At 52.5% G+C, this 18,188-nt stretch carries 17 protein-coding genes; all 17 read left to right on the forward strand.

Going from position 1 to position 18,188, the window contains the following annotated elements; all coding sequences use genetic code 11:
• Complete coding sequence (gene alaS / locus Q0362_RS05660) at positions 1-2,661, forward strand: alanine--tRNA ligase (protein WP_298121020.1); 2,661 nt, start codon at positions 1-3, stop codon at positions 2,659-2,661.
• Positions 2,661-3,128, forward strand: a complete 468-nt coding sequence (ruvX, locus tag Q0362_RS05665; RefSeq protein WP_298121023.1) for a Holliday junction resolvase RuvX — start codon at positions 2,661-2,663, stop codon at positions 3,126-3,128. The genes alaS and ruvX overlap by 1 nt, the downstream gene beginning before the upstream one ends.
• Before the next feature lie 86 nt (positions 3,129-3,214).
• Positions 3,215-4,324: an endolytic transglycosylase MltG gene (mltG, locus tag Q0362_RS05670; RefSeq protein ID WP_298121026.1), complete on the forward strand. Its 1,110-nt coding sequence runs from the start codon at positions 3,215-3,217 to the stop codon at positions 4,322-4,324.
• Positions 4,325-4,328: 4 nt separating this feature from the next.
• Positions 4,329-5,186, forward strand: coding sequence for a shikimate dehydrogenase (locus tag Q0362_RS05675; protein ID WP_298121029.1), 858 nt, complete (start codon positions 4,329-4,331; stop codon positions 5,184-5,186).
• A 40-nt stretch (positions 5,187-5,226) separates the two neighbouring features.
• The gene (gene aroC / locus Q0362_RS05680) at positions 5,227-6,420 is read left to right on the forward strand and encodes a chorismate synthase (RefSeq protein WP_298121032.1); all 1,194 of its coding nucleotides are present in this window, start codon (positions 5,227-5,229) and stop codon (positions 6,418-6,420) included.
• 4 nt (positions 6,421-6,424) lie between these two features.
• Entirely contained in the window at positions 6,425-6,946 is a 522-nt protein-coding gene (locus Q0362_RS05685) for a shikimate kinase (protein ID WP_298121035.1), read from the forward strand.
• A complete protein-coding gene (aroB, locus tag Q0362_RS05690) occupies positions 6,943-8,028 on the forward strand; it encodes a 3-dehydroquinate synthase (protein ID WP_298121038.1) in 1,086 nt (361 codons plus the stop codon). The genes Q0362_RS05685 and aroB overlap by 4 nt, the downstream gene beginning before the upstream one ends.
• A 20-nt stretch (positions 8,029-8,048) precedes the next feature.
• Positions 8,049-8,477 carry a type II 3-dehydroquinate dehydratase gene (locus Q0362_RS05695; RefSeq protein ID WP_298121040.1) on the forward strand — a complete coding sequence of 143 codons (429 nt, stop codon included), beginning with the start codon at positions 8,049-8,051 and terminating at the stop codon, positions 8,475-8,477.
• 105 nt (positions 8,478-8,582) lie between these two features.
• Positions 8,583-9,146, forward strand: coding sequence for an elongation factor P (gene efp / locus Q0362_RS05700; protein ID WP_110233253.1), 564 nt, complete (start codon positions 8,583-8,585; stop codon positions 9,144-9,146).
• 3 nt (positions 9,147-9,149) lie between these two features.
• On the forward strand, positions 9,150-9,563 hold the full coding sequence (gene nusB / locus Q0362_RS05705) for a transcription antitermination factor NusB (protein WP_280795104.1): 414 nt from the start codon (positions 9,150-9,152) through the stop codon (positions 9,561-9,563).
• Positions 9,564-9,626: 63 nt separating this feature from the next.
• Positions 9,627-10,169, forward strand: coding sequence for a bifunctional pyr operon transcriptional regulator/uracil phosphoribosyltransferase PyrR (pyrR, locus tag Q0362_RS05710; protein ID WP_298121044.1), 543 nt, complete (start codon positions 9,627-9,629; stop codon positions 10,167-10,169).
• The gene (locus Q0362_RS05715; protein ID WP_298121045.1) at positions 10,166-11,125 is read left to right on the forward strand and encodes an aspartate carbamoyltransferase catalytic subunit; all 960 of its coding nucleotides are present in this window, start codon (positions 10,166-10,168) and stop codon (positions 11,123-11,125) included. Before pyrR ends, Q0362_RS05715 begins: the two co-directional genes overlap by 4 nt.
• Complete coding sequence (locus Q0362_RS05720) at positions 11,118-12,455, forward strand: dihydroorotase (protein ID WP_298121049.1); 1,338 nt, start codon at positions 11,118-11,120, stop codon at positions 12,453-12,455. The genes Q0362_RS05715 and Q0362_RS05720 overlap by 8 nt, the downstream gene beginning before the upstream one ends.
• Positions 12,448-12,990 carry a hypothetical protein gene (locus tag Q0362_RS05725; RefSeq protein WP_298121053.1) on the forward strand — a complete coding sequence of 181 codons (543 nt, stop codon included), beginning with the start codon at positions 12,448-12,450 and terminating at the stop codon, positions 12,988-12,990. Before Q0362_RS05720 ends, Q0362_RS05725 begins: the two co-directional genes overlap by 8 nt.
• A complete protein-coding gene (gene carA, locus Q0362_RS05730; RefSeq protein ID WP_298121056.1) occupies positions 12,987-14,141 on the forward strand; it encodes a glutamine-hydrolyzing carbamoyl-phosphate synthase small subunit in 1,155 nt (384 codons plus the stop codon). Before Q0362_RS05725 ends, carA begins: the two co-directional genes overlap by 4 nt.
• On the forward strand, positions 14,141-17,431 hold the full coding sequence (carB, locus tag Q0362_RS05735) for a carbamoyl-phosphate synthase large subunit (protein WP_298121058.1): 3,291 nt from the start codon (positions 14,141-14,143) through the stop codon (positions 17,429-17,431). The genes carA and carB overlap by 1 nt, the downstream gene beginning before the upstream one ends.
• The coding region (gene pyrF, locus Q0362_RS05740) for an orotidine-5'-phosphate decarboxylase (RefSeq protein WP_298121061.1) at positions 17,428-18,188 on the forward strand (761 nt) is incomplete at its 3' end. The genes carB and pyrF, both read left to right, overlap by 4 nt.

Consider the following 18,188-nt stretch of genomic DNA (forward strand, 5'->3'; position numbering starts at 1 on the left):
ATGCAAACTGCTGAAATTCGCCAACGTTGGCTTGACTTTTTTGCTGCGCGTGAGCACACCGTAGTTCCTTCTGCATCACTTGTTAGTGATGATCCCACCCTTCTTTTCACTGTGGCAGGAATGGTTCCTTTCATTCCCTACCTATCTGGTGTTGTGCCTCCGCCATACCCACGTGCCACCAGCGTTCAGAAGTGCATTCGTACTCTGGACATTGAAGAAGTAGGAAAGACCACACGTCACGGTACTTTCTTCCAAATGAACGGAAATTTCTCGTTCGGTGACTACTTCAAAGAGCAGGCAATTGAATACGCCTGGGAACTTCTCACGACCCCCGAAAATGATGGTGGACTAGGTTTCGCTGAAAAGGACCTGTGGGTCACTGTCTATGAAGACGATGACGAAGCCATCGCGTTCTGGAAGAAGACCGCTGGTCTTCCTGACGAGCGCATCCAACGACGTGGCAAGGAAGACAACTACTGGTCAACCGGCCAGCCAGGTCCTGCTGGTCCGTGTTCTGAAATTTACTTCGACCGTGGTCCTGCCTATGGCATCGAGGGTGGTCCTGTCGCTGACGAAGACCGCTACATCGAAATCTGGAACCTTGTGTTCATGCAGTACCTCCGTGGTGAGGGAACAAGCAAGACCGAGTTTGAAATCTTGGGTGAACTTCCCAACAAAAACATCGACACCGGAATGGGTCTGGAACGTGTTGCTTTCCTCAAGCAGGGCGTAGAAAACCTTTACGAAATCGACCAGGTTCGCCCAGTGCTCGATCGAGCAGCTGAACTCGCTGGAGTAACTTACGGCGCAAACCACGAGAACGATGTTCGTCTTCGTGTAGTCGCTGACCACGTTCGTTCCGCTCTCATGCTCATGGCAGATGGAGTTCAAGCTTCTAACGAAGGCCGCGGATATATCTTGCGTCGTTTGTTGCGTCGCTCTGTTCGTGCAATGCGTTTGCTCGGCGTTGACTCTGTGACCTTCCCCGAGCTGTTCACTGCTTCACGCGATGCCATGAAGTCTGCTTATCCCGATGTTGAGAACGAATACGCTCGTATTTCTCAGATCGCCTACGGTGAGGAAGAAACATTCCTCAAGACTTTGGCTTCTGGAACCACCATTCTTGATACTGCAGTGACCGAAACAAAGAAGTCTGGTGCAAAGGCGCTTGCGGGCGACACTGCATTCTTGCTCCACGACACCTTCGGTTTCCCCATCGACCTCACCCTCGAAATGGCTGAAGAAGCTGGACTGAGCGTTGATCGTGCCGCTTTCGACACTCTGATGCTGGATCAGCGCACTCGTGCCAAGGCAGATGCCAAAGCAAAGAAGTCGATTCTTGCTGACCTCTCGATTTACACCGACCTTCGCTCCAAGGGCGAAACAGTCTTTACCGGTTACACCGACTTAGAGACTGAAACCAGCATTCTTGGATTGCTCAAAGACGGCCTTCCTGTGCAGAGCGCATCAACCGGAGACATCGTTGAAGTCATCGTGGGAGCAACTTCCCTCTATGCAGAATCGGGTGGTCAAGTTTCTGACGCTGGTTCCATCATTGGTGACGGTTTTGACCTTGAAGTTCTTGATGTGCAGAAGCCTGTTAAGGGTCTCGTTTCCCACACGGTTGAGGTTCGAAGTGGTCAGGTAAACGCTGGCGCTCCTGCAACCACAGTTGTAGACAAGGCATACCGTGCTGCAGCTGCAGCTGCTCACTCTGCTACTCACCTTGTTCACGCAGCACTGCGTGAGGTTCTCGGAGAAACAGCCCACCAGGCAGGTTCCTTGAACAAGGCTGGCTACATGCGTTTCGATTTCTCGTGGAATGAAGCACTTTCTGCGGAAACACGGACTGAAATCGAAGAGATTGCCAACAATGCAATCCTGTCCGACTTCGAAGTAGTCACTCGCGAGATGGCACTCGATGACGCCAAAAAGATGGGTGCAATGGCACTCTTTGGTGAGAAGTATGGCGAGACCGTCCGCATGGTTGACATTGGAGGCCCTTGGTCCCGTGAACTGTGTGCTGGAACTCACGTTGCTCACTCCTCACAAGTAGGCCTCATCAACCTGGTGAGTGAAGCATCTGTTGGATCTTCAAACCGACGCGTTGAAGCACTCGTGGGTGCAGATGCCTTCAAGTCGTTGGCTGCTGAACGTGCCATTGTGCACGAGTTGTCCTCATCTCTGAAGGCACCCCGCGAGCAGGTCACTTCTCGTGTTGCGGACCTCGTTGCCAACCTCAAAGCTGCAGAGCGCAAGATTGCTGAATTTGAAGCAGCGGCTGTTCGCGAGCAGATTCCCGCTCTAGTGTCCAAAGCAGCTCCTGTAGGTAAGGTCACCGCAATCGTGGAGACGGTTACTGGAGTTGCTTCTGTCGATGATCTTCGTAACTTGGTTACCGGTGTTCGCGAGAAGGTTCAGTCCACCAACACCGTTATTGCTTTAGGTGCCGTTGTCGACGGCAAGCCTGCCGTGATTGTTGCCACTACAGAGGCTTCTCGAGGTGAAGGTGCAAAAGCTGGTGCTCTTGCCAAGCTCGCTGCGGGAATCCTTGGCGGTGGCGGCGGCGGTCGTGATGACATGGCTCAAGGTGGCGGAACGAATGTCGCAGAGCTTGGTTCTGCTCTTCAGGCAATCATCTCGGAGCTTCGCGGCCTCTAATGCGCACTGGCGTTCGAGTCGGCATAGATATCGGTACCGTTCGCATAGGCGTTTCCCGAAGTGATCGTGACGGCTATTTAGCGACGCCGGTAGAAACGGTAGATCGTGGTTCCGAGGCTCCACTTTCGCGACTAGTTGCACTCGTTGACGAACTTGACGCCATCGAGATCATTGTGGGATTACCGTTGTCTCTCAACGGCTCTCACACTGCCTCGACAGACGATGCACTCATGATGGCTCACGAGCTCTCGATGCAGACACGCGTGCCAATTCGTCTCATTGATGAGCGTCTGACGACTGTCTCTGCGCATTCAGCCATGCGTGCCGTGGGGAAGAAGCAAAAGCAAACTCGTTCGGTTATCGATCAGGTAGCAGCAGTCATGATTTTGCAGCACGCACTGGATTCAGAGCGTTCAACGGGAAAGCTCCCTGGTAAAGACCTCAGCGAGTTTCCAGCTCAGTCCTAAGGTGCCTCGGTAGGCTGTCAACAGTCCATTCCACGAAACAGGCTGTGATGTTAGACGAAGAATTCTCACCAAGCTCAAATTCTCCTTTGGGTTCTGCACTTCCCGATACCCCTTCCCACGCGGCCGGTAAACGAAGGAAGTCTCCTCGCAACAAAACTGCCCTGGTGATCGGTTCGATCATCGGTGTACTAGTTCTCGTTGGTGCAGTACTTGGTGGTCTTTTTTACACCGGCATTATTGGCGGTTCACAAAATGACTATTCAGGTGGGGGACATGGTGAAGTCATTTTCACTATCGGTGAAGGTGAAATTGGTGATCAAATTGCCAACAATCTTGTCGAAGCTGGCGTGACCAAAAGTTTCGATTCTTTCTACCAACTGCTCTTGGAAACCAAGCCAGAACCTGTGTTCACTCCAGGTGTCTACAAGCTGAAGCTAGAAATGTCATCTCAAGCAGCCCTTGATGCTCTTCTTGACCCCGCTAACAGGGTAGAACTCACCGTGACAATCCCTGAGGGCACCACAGAGAAGAACGTTCTCAAGATGCTTGCTGAAGGCCTCTCAATTCCATTGGCAGATTTCCAGGCTGCCGTGGCAAATCCAGCTGAATATGGAGTTCCAGCAGAAGCCACCACCCTTGAAGGTTTCTTGTTCCCCGCTACCTACACTTTTTCTCCAGGTGTAACGGCGACCGAAGTTATTCAGAGACTTGTCGATGAATCTCTCGCCGCACTTGACGCAGCAGGTGTTCCCGCTGATCAGCGCTGGGAAACAATCATTATGGCGTCGGTAATTCAGCGTGAAAGCGGTCCTGATCCCGAGGACATGTACAAAATCTCACGTGTGTTCCACAACCGTTTGGAACAAGGCATGACGATGGGGTCCGACGTCACAACCTGTTACGGAGCGGGTTTGATCGGCAAGGATTGCCTGCTCATTACGCAAGCGGCTTTAGACGACACCAGCAACCTCTACAACACCAGAATTCTGCCGGGTTTACCCATTGGTCCCATTTCAAATCCTGGTGCTGTTGCTATTGATGCTGCATTCAACCCCACTGAGGGGCCTTGGTTATTCTTTGTCACCGTAAATCTGACCACGGGTGAAACTGTCTTTACTGAGACAGCGGCAGATCATGAGGCAGCCGTAGAGCAGTATTACGCCTGGCTTGAAGCTCACCCTGAAGCTGTCGGGTAATGCGATGACGCCACAACCTCGCACTCTTGCAGTGGTCGGTCATCCCATTTCGCACTCACTTTCTCCTGCTCTGCATCAAGCCGCCTATTCACAGCTGGGGCTTTCGTGGAGCTATGAAGCTGTTGATGTTGCTCCTGGTGAGTTTGACTCCTTCTTAGCTTCGAGAGATTCGACCTTGCACGGCATATCCGTGACTATGCCTCATAAGGCTTCAGCGCTCGAAGCTGCTGACAATGTTGATTTGCTTTCAGAGCGAACAGGATCTGTGAACACGTTGTTGTGTGAATACAACGATGATGGTGTCCGTTCACTTCGGGGTTTCAATACCGACGTTTTTGGAATCGTCAATGCTCTCAAGGACAGTCAACGTGAAAATGCCCGACATGTTGCCGTTATTGGAAGTGGAGCAACAGCCTCCTCGGCAGTTGCAGCGGCGGCAGAACTTGGGGCAGAGCACGTCTCCATCATCGCGAGAACTCCTCAAAAAGCCTTCTATCTCGAAACGGTAGGCCAAGAATGTGGCGTGAATGTCTCTGTTCATTCGATTGAAGACATTTCTTCTATTTCTGAAGTTGATGTTGCGATTTCAACCCTTCCCGGAAATGTTGTTCAATCACTTTCATCGCTTTCTAGGACAACTCAGGCCACGTTGTTGGACGTCGCATACAGTCCGTGGCCGAGTTTGAGAGCAACTGAATGGGCAAGTGCTGGGGGAGAAGTGGTCAGCGGTCTTCGAATGCTTGCTCACCAAGCACTCATGCAGGTTCGAATATTCGTCGGGGGATCTCCTTTTGAAGTTCTTGCGGACGAAGAAGCTGTGAAAAGTGCAATGTTCGCTTCTGTAGGGCTTGAAACTCTCTAGAGTGCAATTCCTTCCTCCGCGTCTATGACAAACTTGATACATGCTTAGATGGCTTACCGCAGGTGAATCTCACGGACCAGAACTGATTGCTGTTCTCGAGGGATTGCCTGCTGGCGTGCCTGTGTTGGCCGAAGACATTCAGCTCGATCTTCAACGCCGTCGTCTCGGCTATGGTCGTGGTGCACGGATGAAGTTCGAGCAAGACGAACTCAACATTTCAGGTGGTGTTCGACACGGTAAAAGCCTCGGTGGACCGATTGCTCTTCGCGTGGGAAACAGTGAATGGTCTAAATGGGTCGAGGTAATGAACCCAGCTCCAGTAGACGCCTCCGTTCTTGAATCCGGTCGTGGAGCTGCACTTACCAGACCACGTCCAGGCCACGCAGACCTCGTCGGCATGCAAAAGTATGACTTTGATGAGTCACGCCCCATCTTGGAACGTGCAAGTGCACGAGAAACAGCAGCCCGTGTTGCCCTCGGCGCTGTCGCACGCTCCTTCTTGAACGAGCTGGGTATTACTCTCGTCAGTCACACGATTGCCATTGGCCCTGTTTCGGTTCCAGATGGAACTCCGCTTCCACATGCTTCAGATGTTGATGCACTCGATGCTGATCCACTCCGTTGCTTTGATAAAGCAACCAGTGACTTGATGTATGCCGAAGTGGAACAAACCCACAAGGATGGCGACACTATTGGTGGCGTTGTTGAGGTGTTGGCATATGGTTTGCCACCCGGGCTTGGTTCTCACGTTCACTGGGACCGTCGCTTAGATTCACAGCTTGCTGCAGCACTGATGGGCATTCAGGCCATCAAGGGTGTTGAAGTGGGAGATGGATTCGAGACCACCCGACGCCGTGGCTCCGTTGCACATGACGAACTCTTTGCTTCTGATGAGGGAATTGTTCGTGAAACTGATCGTGCTGGAGGCATCGAAGGTGGAATGAGCACAGGGACCGTTCTGCGTGTTCGTGCCGGAATGAAGCCCATCGCGACTGTTCCTCACGCCTTGCGCACAATCGATACTTCTACCGGAGAAGCAGCCCCTGCTCACCACCAGCGTTCTGATGTGTGTGCTGTTCCAGCTGCTGGCGTTGTTGCTGAAGCGATGGTCGCATTGACACTTGCGAATGCTGTTCTGGAGAAGTTCGGTGGCGACAGCATCGGCGAGACCAAGCGCAATCTTGAAAGCTACCTCGCCCACATTCCGGACTCCGTCCACACTGTCGGCAAGTAAGCCCGTGGCTTCGCCTGTCGTCGTCTTTATCGGTGCTCCTGCTTCGGGTAAATCAAAAATCGCCAAGCGGGTTTCGGCACTTCTCGATATTCCCAGAATTGATACCGACAAAGTAGTTGTTGAGAAGTACGGTCCCATCGCCGACATTTTCGATTCCTCTGGCGAAGCAACTTTCCGCAATTACGAACGTGCTGCCGTTGTTGATGCTCTTGCGCAGAAGGCCATTGTGAGTTTGGGTGGGGGAGCAGTGCTAGATCCTGCAACTCAGGCAGATCTCAAATCTGTTCCCGTTGTTCTCCTCTCCGTTTCCGAAGAAGCCGTTGAAGCCAGAATTCAAGACCCCAAACGCCCGCTTCTGAGGGGTGGAATTGATTCCTGGAACAAGCTTGTTGCTGCCCGCATGCCGATTTATACAGAACTGGCATGGAATACTTTTGATACATCGGCAGGCGATCTGGACAAGATAGCTGAAGACATCGTTACTTGGATCAATTCCGGCACTCCACGACAGGGCAGCGCATCATGAGTATTTCCCAGATTCACGTCACTGGTGGTGGCGACTACATGGTGAACATTGGTCGAGGAATGTTGGCCAATCCCGAACCGTTTTTTGCACCGATTTTTGGCCCTGCCGTCAATAAAGTTCTGATTATTCACCCGCCTACCATGGGTGCTATCGCGAATAAACTTCGCGAACAATTGATGGGCGAACGAGAAGTTCTTCTGGCTGAAGTTCCCGATGCTGAAAACGCTAAACGCGTAGAAGTTGCGGCGTTCTGTTGGCAAGTATTGGGGCAGGCAGACTTCACTCGTTCCGACGCCATTATTGGGCTTGGTGGTGGAGCAGTAACTGACCTTGCTGGCTTTGTTGCCGCTACGTGGCTTCGCGGAGTGAAGTTGATTCAGGTACCCACGACTGTATTGGCCATGGTTGATGCATCTGTCGGTGGAAAAACTGGTATCAATACAGCTGAGGGAAAGAACCTTGTCGGTTCTTTCTATGCGCCACATGCGGTTGTGTGTGACCTAGATGTTCTGGAAAAGCTTCCCCGTAATGAACTTCTTGCTGGTTTTGCCGAGGTAGTGAAGTGTGGATTCATTGCTGAACCTGAAATTCTCGACATCCTCGAAGCTGATGTTGATGTTGCGACTGATCCCTCTTCTCCTGAATTCCAGCGCCTCATTGAACTTTCTGTCGGCATTAAGGCCCGAGTCGTTTCTGAAGACTTCACTGAGCAGGGTCAGCGTGAAATCCTCAACTACGGTCACACTTTGGGCCATGCTATCGAGCACGCTGAGCGATACACCTGGCGTCATGGTGCAGCAATTAGTATCGGTATGGTCTTTGCGGCTGAGCTCTCTCGCATGACTCAGAATCTGCCCGATGAGGTTGTTGATCGTCATCGACGCATCCTTGAATCTCTCACTTTGCCTACGACATACGGGGCAGAGGCCTGGGAGCATTTGTTGACCACGATGAAGCGTGACAAGAAGGCGCGTGGTTCCATGTTGCGCTTTGTTGTTCTGCGCGATGTGGGGCAGCCCACCATCTTGAACGTGCCAGACACGTCGGTACTGTTCACTGCCTACCAAGAACTGACTGCGTAAGTTTCGTTAGGCTTAGCTCTATGGCACGCATTCTTGTTCTCAACGGCCCCAATCTGGGTCGTTTAGGTTCTCGTGAACCCGATGTTTACGGCAACCAAGATCTTGCTGCCCTCAAAGTTCTGCTCGAGGCAGATGCGCCTTCTCACCAAATTGATCTTCGTCAGACTGATTCAGAGCCTGAACTGATGTCTTGGTTATTCGAAGCTGTCGATTCGAAGACCCCTGTGATTTTGAACCCTGCCGCATTCACTCACTATTCCTACGCGCTGCGCGACGCAGCTGCCATGGTGACCAAAGCTGGCGTACCTCTCATAGAGGTACACATTTCCAATCCTCACTCTCGTGAAGAATTCCGCCATAACAGCGTCATTTCTGCGGTGGCCACTGGTGTTATTGCGGGCTTTGGCTTTGATTCTTACCGTTTAGCTCTGTCTCAACTCATTCGCTAGCGCTGCGATGTGCTCGTAATACTGGGCGCACACGTAGACTTATCTGTTGGGTCACTACCCATAGTTTTGCCCTCGGGCATTTTGATTCGTAAAAAAGGAACACTCATGGCTTCTACCGCTGATATCAAGAACGGCATTGTCCTCAACATTGATGGTGCTCTCTGGACAATCATTGAATTCCAGCACGTCAAGCCAGGCAAGGGTGGAGCTTTCGTTCGCACCAAGATGAAGAACCTGATGACTGGCAAGGTTGTCGACAAGACCTACAACGCTGGTACCAAGATCGACATCACGAACGTTGACCGCCGTGACTTCCAGTACCTCTACAACGATGGCAACGAATACGTTTTCATGGACAAGGGCAACTACGAGCAGCTTTCTGTCTCCGAAGTAGTTGTCGGCGATGCAAAGAACTTCATGCTGGAGAACCAGGATGTACAGATTGCACTCCACGAAGGAACTCCACTGTATGTTGAGCTTCCTGCCTCTGTCGTACTCGAGATCACCTATACCGAGCCTGGCCTCCAGGGTGATCGTTCAACCGGTGGAAACAAGCCTGCAACTGTTGAAACAGGCTTTGAAATTCAGGTTCCTTTGTTCCTGGAAATCGGCACCAAGGTTAAGGTCGACACTCGTGACGGCTCATACCAGGGTCGCGTAAACGACTAATTCATGAGTGCACGTACTAAAGCGCGCAAGCGCGCTCTCGATGTACTGTTTTCAGCTGATGTGAGAGATATCTCAATCTCTGATGCGTTGGAAGCAGAAGCAGAAAGAGCGGCCAGCGAGCCGGAGCGTTCTGCTTCATGGCTCTATGCCCGTGAAATTCTTGACGGTGTTATTGACCACAGTGTGGAAATCGATGAAACCATCGAAACTTATGCTCGTGGCTGGTCTCTGGAGCGTATGCCGGCTGTAGATCGTGCAATTGTGCGCATTGCTGTCTGGGAAATCCTTTACAACCCAGAGGTTCCGAGCGCTGTTGCGGTGGATGAAGCTGTTGAAGCAGCAAAGACCCTCTCCACGGATGAATCTTCTGGATACGTCAACGGTCTGTTGGCTACTATCGCTTCGACTGCAAACTGATACACTAACAACAACACCGACATCCTTTAATTTCCGTCCAGAGAGGCGGGGAAGGAGGTCAGAATGACTGCACGAGCCATCATGCAGGCGACTGACATGCAACGCGCACTGACGCGGATTGCTCACGAGATCCTCGAATCTAATCGAGGCGCTCAGTCCCTCATCCTTCTCGGCATTCCCACACGCGGCGTCACACTCGCTCATCGCCTTGCTGAAATCCTCGAATCAATCGTTCCCGGTTCCTCAGTACCTGTTGGTTCTCTTGATGTCACGATGTACCGCGATGATCTGTATCAGCAGCCCACACGCTCCACCGCACCGACAGAGGTGCCTGCCAGTATCGATGACATGACCGTTGTCCTGGTTGATGATGTTCTCTACAGCGGCCGAACAGTTCGCGCAGCGCTCGACGCCCTGACCGACCTTGGCCGTCCAAAGGCTGTCCGTCTTGCAGTTCTAGCTGATCGTGGTCACCGCGAACTTCCGATCAGAGCAGATTTTGTTGGCAAAAACCTTCCTTCCGCACACGGCGAGCGCATTAATGTTCGCTTGGTCGAACATGACGGAGAAGATGGCGTTGAAATAGACGAGGTGATGAGCGCATGAAGCATCTGTTGAGTACTCGTGACGTTTCTCGCGAAGAAGCAATACAGCTTCTCGATATCGCAGAGGACATGTCTGCAGTCAACGAGCGTGAGGTCAAGAAACTACCCGCGCTGCGCGGTAAGACTGTCGTGAACCTCTTCTTCGAAGACTCCACCCGCACTCGCATCTCTTTTGAAGCAGCTGAAAAGCGCCTCTCTGCAGATGTCATCAACTTTGCTGCCAAGGGTTCAAGCGTTTCTAAGGGTGAAAGCCTCAAGGATACGACCCAAACTCTCGCCGCTATGGGAATCGATGCAGTTGTCATCCGCCATGGCGCATCTGGAGCACCTCAGGTTCTTGCGCAAAGCGGATGGATTGATGCTCCCGTCATCAACGCGGGAGACGGTACGCACGAACACCCCACACAGGCGCTTCTTGATGCATTCACCATGCGAAAGCGCCTTCATGGTGCTGGTTCACGTGGGAAAGGTCTTGACGGGGTCAAGGTCACCATCGTCGGAGACATTCTGCACTCACGTGTCGCGCGCTCAAACGTGTGGCTCCTAGAAACTCTTGGCGCTGAAGTTAAATTAGTAGCTCCACCGACACTGCTTCCACATGCCGTCGACACCTGGCCTGTCTCTGTCAGCTATGACCTGGATGATGCACTTGCTCAGAGCAAGCCTGATGTGGTCATGATGCTGCGCATTCAGCAAGAACGTATGCAGGATGCTTTCTTCCCAAATGAGCGGGAATACTCCAACATGTGGGGTCTTACACAGGAACGATTCTTCTCACTGCCAGCTAAAACAATGGTGATGCACCCCGGTCCCATGAATCGTGGCTTAGAAATTAGCTCGGCTGCAGCAGATTCCCCACAATCAACAGTCCTGGAACAAGTAGCCAACGGTGTCTCTGTTCGAATGGCAGCGCTTTATATGGTTCTTACCGGCGAACGAGAGGTAACTCATGACTAATCCAGATTTGCTCATCAAAGGAGCCACGCTTCCGGATGGTTCTCGTGCTGACATTCTCATTGAAGGAATGCAGATAACTGCTGTTGGTCAGGGATTGAGTTCTGCCTCTGCAACAACTATTGATGCAGATGGCCTTGTAGTTCTGCCAGGACTTGTCGATCTGCACACACACCTGCGCGAACCGGGATATGAACAATCAGAAACTGTTCTCACCGGAACACAAGCAGCAGCACTAGGTGGTTTCACTTCTGTTTTCGCGATGGCGAACACACTTCCTGTTGCGGACACTGCAGGAGTTGTCGAACAGGTACTTCGTCTTGGTGACGAAGCAGGCTATGCCACTGTTCGTCCTATCGGTGCCGTAACCAAGGGGCTTGAGGGACTTCAGCTGGCAGAGCTGGGTGCGATGGCCAATTCACGTGCGGCAGTTCGTGTCTTCTCCGATGATGGTAAGTGTGTCTTCGATCCCTTAATCATGCGCAGAGCGCTTGAATACGTGAAAACTTTCGGTGGCGTTATCGCCCAGCATGCTCAAGAGCCTCGACTGACCGTTGATGCTCAGATGAACGAGGGTGAAGTTTCGGCTCGCCTCGGTCTTGCTGGCTGGCCTGCAGTTGCTGAAGAATCCATCATCGCTCGAGATGTGCTCTTGGCCGAGCACACTGGCTCTCGTCTCCACATTTGTCACCTCTCTACTGCTGGTTCTGTTGACGTCATTCGCTGGGCAAAGAAGCGTGGAATCAACGTCACGGCTGAAGTGACCCCGCACCACCTTTTGCTTACTGACGAACGTGCTGAAAGTTACGACGCAAGATTCAAGGTGAACCCACCACTGCGCCGTGCTGAAGATGTCATGGCACTTCGTGACGCATTAGCTGACGGAACAATCGATATTGTCGCAACTGACCACGCACCACACCCCATCGAGTCCAAAGACTGTGAATGGGGAGCTGCTGCGTTCGGCATGGTGGGACTTGAGTCAGCTCTAGCTGTAGTTCAGACCACCATGGTTGAGACCGGTTTGATTGGCTGGGCAGATGTTGCTCGGGTTCTCTCAGAAACACCTGCTCGGATTGGTGGACTTGCAACTCACGGTCAGAAGATTCAGCCAGGTATCCAAGCTGAACTTGTCTTGGTTGATCCTGCTACCCGCCGCAACTTCGGGGTTGAAGACCTCGCAAGCCTGTCTCACAACTCTCCCTACCTGGGTATTGAGCTTGCTGGTCAGGTTGTCGCCACAATCCACCAGGGATATCTCACGACCGCTGACCGAACTGTGGTTGCTGCTGATGTTGTTGCTGCACAAGCTGAGGTGGTGGCCCGTGGATAAAGTCCTCGCCACAGTTGTGGTTCTTGCTCTCATAGCTCTTGCCCTCACGGGAATGGCCATTGCGTGGCGCAAGCGCGTAGCTCGGGACAGTAGATTCCAGATCATTGCGCCCGGTGCTCCGATTGTTTCTCACAGTTCAGCACCAGCAGAGTTCTCTGGCCTGTATGTCGCAACTACTCTGGCAACTGACCCGCTACAGCGCGTAACTCTTCCGGGTCTTTCATTTCGCGCTGATGCTCATGTTCTCGTGAGCATGGACGGGCTTTCAATCGCTCCACGTGGAGAAAAGTCGACATTTATCCCTGCCGCGCAGATTGTTCAGATTCATCGCACTCAGGTAGCAATCGACAAAGCTGTAGAAAAAGATGGACTGACCGCGATTTCCTGGACAGCTTGGGACACCCTCGCTCAGGAAGATGTTGAGTTCACGTCCTTCTTCCGCTTCTCCATTCCCGAAGTTCGTCTCGCCTGCGAGAACGCCCTCACCAGTAGTTTCCCCAACGCCAAAGCCACATCGAAAGAGGTTGCCTCGTGAGTCTCACGACCCCCAATGCCGTATTAGTTCTCGAAGACGGTTCACGTTATGAAGGTCGCGCCTATGGTGCAGAAGGAACCACCTTCGGTGAGATTGTTTTTGCAACCGGCATGTCTGGTTACCAGGAGACACTCACAGACCCTTCCTATGCAGGTCAGATCGTGTTGATGACCGCTCCTCACATCGGCAATACCGGTATGAACGATAAGGACATGGAGTCTCGTCGCATTTGGGTTGCTGGCTATGCCGTACGTGACGCTTCACGCATCGTCTCTAACTTCCGTGCAGAACGAAGTCTGGATAACGATTTAGACCATGAAAGCATCGTGGGTATTCAGGGCATCGATACACGTGCCGTCACGCGCCACATTCGCTCAAAGGGCTCCATGCGCGCAGGAATCTTCTCAGGCTCTGCAGCAGCAGAATCTGCAGAAACACAGCTGACCAAGGTTCTTGAAGCAGATCAGATGGCAGGGAAGAATCTTTCCGCTCAGGTTTCAACTCAAGAAGAATACGTCGTGCCAGCCGTGGGGGAGAAGATTGGCTCGGTTGCCATTCTCGACCTCGGTGTGAAGACTTCGACAGTCAACTACATCGCTGAACGTGGCTTTGATGCCCACGTACTCCCACAGACGGTAACGGCAGAACAAATTCTGGCTATGAAGCCATCAGCCTTGTTTTTCTCGAATGGTCCAGGTGACCCTGCGGCAAGTGACAAGCACGTTGAACTCCTCAGTACTGTCCTCAAAGCAGGGATTCCCTTCTTTGGTATCTGCTTTGGAAACCAGTTGCTCGGTCGTGCGCTTGGTTTCAAGACCTACAAGTTGCCCTTCGGACACCGAGGAATCAACCAACCTGTGCTTGATAAGGCAACCGGCCGCGTTGAGATCACCAGTCAGAACCACGGTTTCGCAGTGGACGCACCGATCGAAGGTGTGCTCGAGTCTCCTTCAGGTTTCGGCCGTGTAGAAGTCAGCCACTACAGCCTGAACGATCAAGTAGTTGAGGGTTTACGCTGCCTCGACATCAATGCTTTCTCTGTCCAGTACCACCCTGAAGCTGCATCGGGACCTCACGATAGCAACTATCTCTTCGACCGATTCCGCGACATGGTCCTCGCATCCGCTACTACCTCGGGAGCATCGAACTAATGCCACGTCGTCCAGACATCAAATCAGTCCTCGTCATTGGCTCCGGTCCGATTGTTATCGGTCAGGCCTGTGAGTTTGACTACTCAGGAACTCAGGCGTGCCGCGTTCTTCGCGAAGAAGGCATCCGTGTGATCTTGGTTAACTCCAACCCGGCCACCATCATGACCGATCCTGACTTTGCCGATGCAACCTATGTGGAGCCCATCACTCCTGAGGTCATCGAAGCCATCATCATCAAGGAAAAGCCTGACGCTATTCTGCCCACCCTCGGTGGTCAGACTGCACTCAACGCTGCCATCTCACTCCACGAGAACGGTGCTCTTGAGCGTCACGGCGTTGAGCTCATTGGTGCCAAGGTGGAGGCAATTCGCAAGGGTGAAGATCGTCAGATTTTCAAGGAACTTGTTCTTGCCTCTGGTGCTGATGTTGCTAAGTCATTCATTGCTCACACACTCGAAGAGTGCATTGAAGCAGCCAAAGAATTGGGTTACCCACTCGTTGTTCGCCCCTCATTCACTATGGGTGGACTTGGCTCTGGTTTTGCCTACAACGAAGAAGATCTCATCCGCATTGCTGGTGACGGTATTCACTCCAGCCCCACTAGTGAAGTTCTTCTCGAAGAGAGCATCTTGGGTTGGAAGGAATATGAGCTCGAGCTCATGCGAGACACCGCCGACAACACTGTTGTCGTCTGTTCTATTGAAAACGTTGATCCCGTAGGTGTCCACACTGGTGACTCCATCACCGTGGCACCCGCATTGACGCTGACTGACCGCGAATACCAGAACCTCCGCGACATTGGTATTGAAATCATTCGCCTTGTTGGCGTCGATACTGGTGGTTGCAACATTCAGTTCGCCATCGATCCCAAGGATGGCCGTGTCATCGTGATCGAGATGAACCCTCGTGTATCTCGCTCCTCTGCACTTGCTTCCAAGGCAACAGGATTCCCGATCGCAAAGATCGCTGCCAAGCTGGCCATTGGTTACCGTCTGGATGAAATCCCTAACGACATCACCAAGGTGACTCCTGCGTCCTTTGAGCCGACACTTGACTATGTCGTGGTGAAGGTTCCCCGCTTCGCTTTTGAAAAGTTCCCCGCTGCTGATGCGACACTGACGACCACTATGAAGTCTGTTGGTGAGGCCATGGCAATTGGTCGCAACTACGCAACAGCACTTCAGAAAGCGCTACGTTCACTTGAAAAGCGTGGCAGCTCTTTCCACTGGGGTGAGGAATCACGTTCAGTCGATGAACTGCTCACCATCTCTCAGGTTCCTACTGACGGTCGTATCGTGACCGTTCAGCAGGCACTGCGCAAGGGTGCATCTCTTGAGCAGGTCTTTGAGGCAACCAAAATTGATCCGTGGTTCATAGACCAAATCGTTCTCATCAACGAGGTTGCTTCAGAAGTTCAGGCCGCGCCGTCCCTGGATGCGTCTGTCATTCGTTATGCGAAGGATTTCGGATTCTCTGATGCTCAAATTGCTGAACTTCGTGGACTGACTGAGCAGGAAGTGCGCGATCAGCGTCATGCGCTCGACATCCGCCCCGTGTTCAAGACTGTGGATACCTGTGCTGGTGAATTCCCGGCGTTGACCCCGTATCACTACTCGAGTTATGACCTGGAAACTGAAGTCATGCCGAGTGATCGTAAAAAGGTCGTCATCCTGGGATCTGGCCCCAACCGTATTGGTCAGGGTGTGGAGTTCGACTACTCCTGTGTTCACGCATCCTTCGCACTTTCAGATGCTGGTTATGAAACCATCATGATCAACTGCAACCCTGAGACTGTTTCGACGGACTACGACACTAGTGACCGTCTCTACTTCGAGCCCCTCACATTGGAAGACGTCCTTGAGGTCATTCACGCTGAGAGCAAATCTGGCGAACTTGTGGGTGTCGTTGTCCAGCTTGGTGGACAGACCGCACTGGGCCTTGCAAAGGGTCTCAAGGCAGCTGGAGTCCCAATCTTGGGAACTACTCCTGAAGCAATCGACCTTGCAGAAGAACGTGGTGAATTCAGCCGTATCCTCGACGCAGCAAACTTGCTTGCTCCACGCAACGGCACTGCCACCGATGTTGAAGGTGCTGTGAAGGTCGCTGAAGAGATCGGTTACCCCGTCCTTGTCCGTCCGTCCTATGTTCTTGGTGGTCGCGGCATGGAGATTGTCTTCGACACAGCAACGCTGCGAGACTACTTTGTTCGAATCGATGGTCAGGCAATTGTCGGACCAGATTCTCCACTCCTGGTGGATCGTTTCCTCGATGACGCGATCGAAATCGACGTAGATGCCCTCTTTGACGGAGAGCAACTCTATGTCGGTGGCGTGATGGAACACATCGAAGAGGCGGGTGTTCACTCCGGTGACTCGGCTTGTACTCTTCCACCCATCTCACTGGGCAAGAAAGATGTCGACCGCGTTCGCGAAGCAACCCTCGCTATAGCTCAGGGAATTGGCGTCAGAGGTCTTCTCAACGTCCAGTTCGCTATCGGTGCAGGAGTTCTCTACGTTCTAGAAGCAAACCCTCGTGCATCTCGCACTGTGCCTTTCGTTTCCAAGGCGTTGGGTATTCCTCTGGCTAAGGCTGCCAGCCGCATCATGGTGGGGGAGAGCATTCGAGATCTCATCTCTGAAGGTCTCCTTCCTATCCAGGACGGCTCTGTTGTCCCCATGGATGCACCCATCGCAGTGAAGGAAGCAGTTCTTCCCTTCAAGCGCTTCCGCACACCTGCGGGCAAGGTTGTTGACTCGCTCCTCGGCCCTGAAATGCGCTCAACTGGAGAGGTTATGGGTATGGATGTGAACTTCCCCATAGCTTTCGCCAAGGCACAAGCCGGTGCGTATGGCGGATTGCCTTCCTCAGGAACCGTGTTCATCTCTGTTGCAGACCGCGACAAGCGAAACATCATCTTGCCCGCGCTGCGTTTCTCTCAGCTGGGCTTCAAGATTGTGGCTACTGAGGGCACTGCAGAGATTCTTCAGCGCAACGGTATTCCAGCAACCATCATCGGTAAGGTCAGCGCCAAGTTAGGTGATGACACCATCGTTGAGCTCATCAACCGCAACGAAGTAGACATTGTGATCAACACTCCAAGTGGATCAGCGGCACGTGCAGATGGATACGAAATCCGCGCCTCAGCTATTGCTGCTGATAAGCCTTTGTTTACGAACATGGCTCAAGTGAGTGCTGCTGTTGCTTCTATCGACACAATCCGCGAGGGTTTTGATGTGTGCAGCTTGCAGGAATACGCCATTAAGCGTCGTGAGGCCTTGGCTCGCGCATGAGTGAATTAGGTTTCGGAGATCGACTCCAGACTGCTTTCGGGCAGTTTGGACATCTTTGCGTCGGTATTGATCCGCACCCATTCCTCTTGAACGAGTGGGAATTCGACGACACTTCAGTCAGCTTGCGTGAATTTTCCTTACGTGTCATCGATGCCTGCGTTGGACAGGTGGGGATTATTAAGCCTCAGGTTGCGTTCTATGAACGCCATGGTGCCAAGGGAATGGAAGCTCTCGAATACGTCATTAGACGTGCACGTGATGCCGGATTGATCGTTATTTCTGACTGCAAGCGCGGAGATATTGGCAGCACCATGGAGGCGTATGCTCAGGCCTGGCTCACTCCCGGTTGGAATCTCGAATCAGATGCCATCACTGTGAGCCCATACCTTGGCTCAGGAGCGCTTTCGCAGACTGTTGACTATGCCTTGTCTCATAACAAGGGAGTCTTTATTCTCGCTGCGACCAGCAACCCTGAAGCGGCAGTTCTGCAGACGGCTCAGGTTACCCAGGGTATTCATCAAGGAAAGACCGTTGCTGCAGCCATGCTCAGTGACGTCGCACGATGGTCAACCGAAGCAACACCAGCCAACTCTGTTGGTGCTGTGTTGGGCGCGACGCTAGACCTTCCCTCCTTGGGGATTCAACCCGATGACTATCCAGCGCTTCCCGTTCTCGCACCTGGCTTCGGTTTCCAAGGTGCTCGCGTTGAGGATGCTCAGCGATTATTTGGAAATCTTTCGACCAATCTGATCGTGTC

The sequence above is a fragment of the uncultured Aurantimicrobium sp. genome (assembly GCF_936931525.1).
In the GTDB taxonomy this organism is placed as follows: domain Bacteria; phylum Actinomycetota; class Actinomycetes; order Actinomycetales; family Microbacteriaceae; genus Aurantimicrobium.

Coding starts and splice junctions, on each gene's coding strand:
- alaS (WP_298121020.1), top strand. CDS start 1: ATGCAAACTGCTGAAATTCGCCAACGTTGGCTTGACTTTTTTGCTGCG.
- ruvX (WP_298121023.1), top strand. CDS start 2,661: ATGCGCACTGGCGTTCGAGTCGGCATAGATATCGGTACCGTTCGCATA.
- Q0362_RS05675 (WP_298121029.1), top strand. CDS start 4,329: ATGACGCCACAACCTCGCACTCTTGCAGTGGTCGGTCATCCCATTTCG.
- aroC (WP_298121032.1), top strand. CDS start 5,227: ATGCTTAGATGGCTTACCGCAGGTGAATCTCACGGACCAGAACTGATT.
- aroB (WP_298121038.1), top strand. CDS start 6,943: ATGAGTATTTCCCAGATTCACGTCACTGGTGGTGGCGACTACATGGTG.
- Q0362_RS05695 (WP_298121040.1), top strand. CDS start 8,049: ATGGCACGCATTCTTGTTCTCAACGGCCCCAATCTGGGTCGTTTAGGT.
- efp (WP_110233253.1), top strand. CDS start 8,583: ATGGCTTCTACCGCTGATATCAAGAACGGCATTGTCCTCAACATTGAT.
- nusB (WP_280795104.1), top strand. CDS start 9,150: ATGAGTGCACGTACTAAAGCGCGCAAGCGCGCTCTCGATGTACTGTTT.
- pyrR (WP_298121044.1), top strand. CDS start 9,627: ATGACTGCACGAGCCATCATGCAGGCGACTGACATGCAACGCGCACTG.
- Q0362_RS05715 (WP_298121045.1), top strand. CDS start 10,166: ATGAAGCATCTGTTGAGTACTCGTGACGTTTCTCGCGAAGAAGCAATA.
- Q0362_RS05720 (WP_298121049.1), top strand. CDS start 11,118: ATGACTAATCCAGATTTGCTCATCAAAGGAGCCACGCTTCCGGATGGT.
- carB (WP_298121058.1), top strand. CDS start 14,141: ATGCCACGTCGTCCAGACATCAAATCAGTCCTCGTCATTGGCTCCGGT.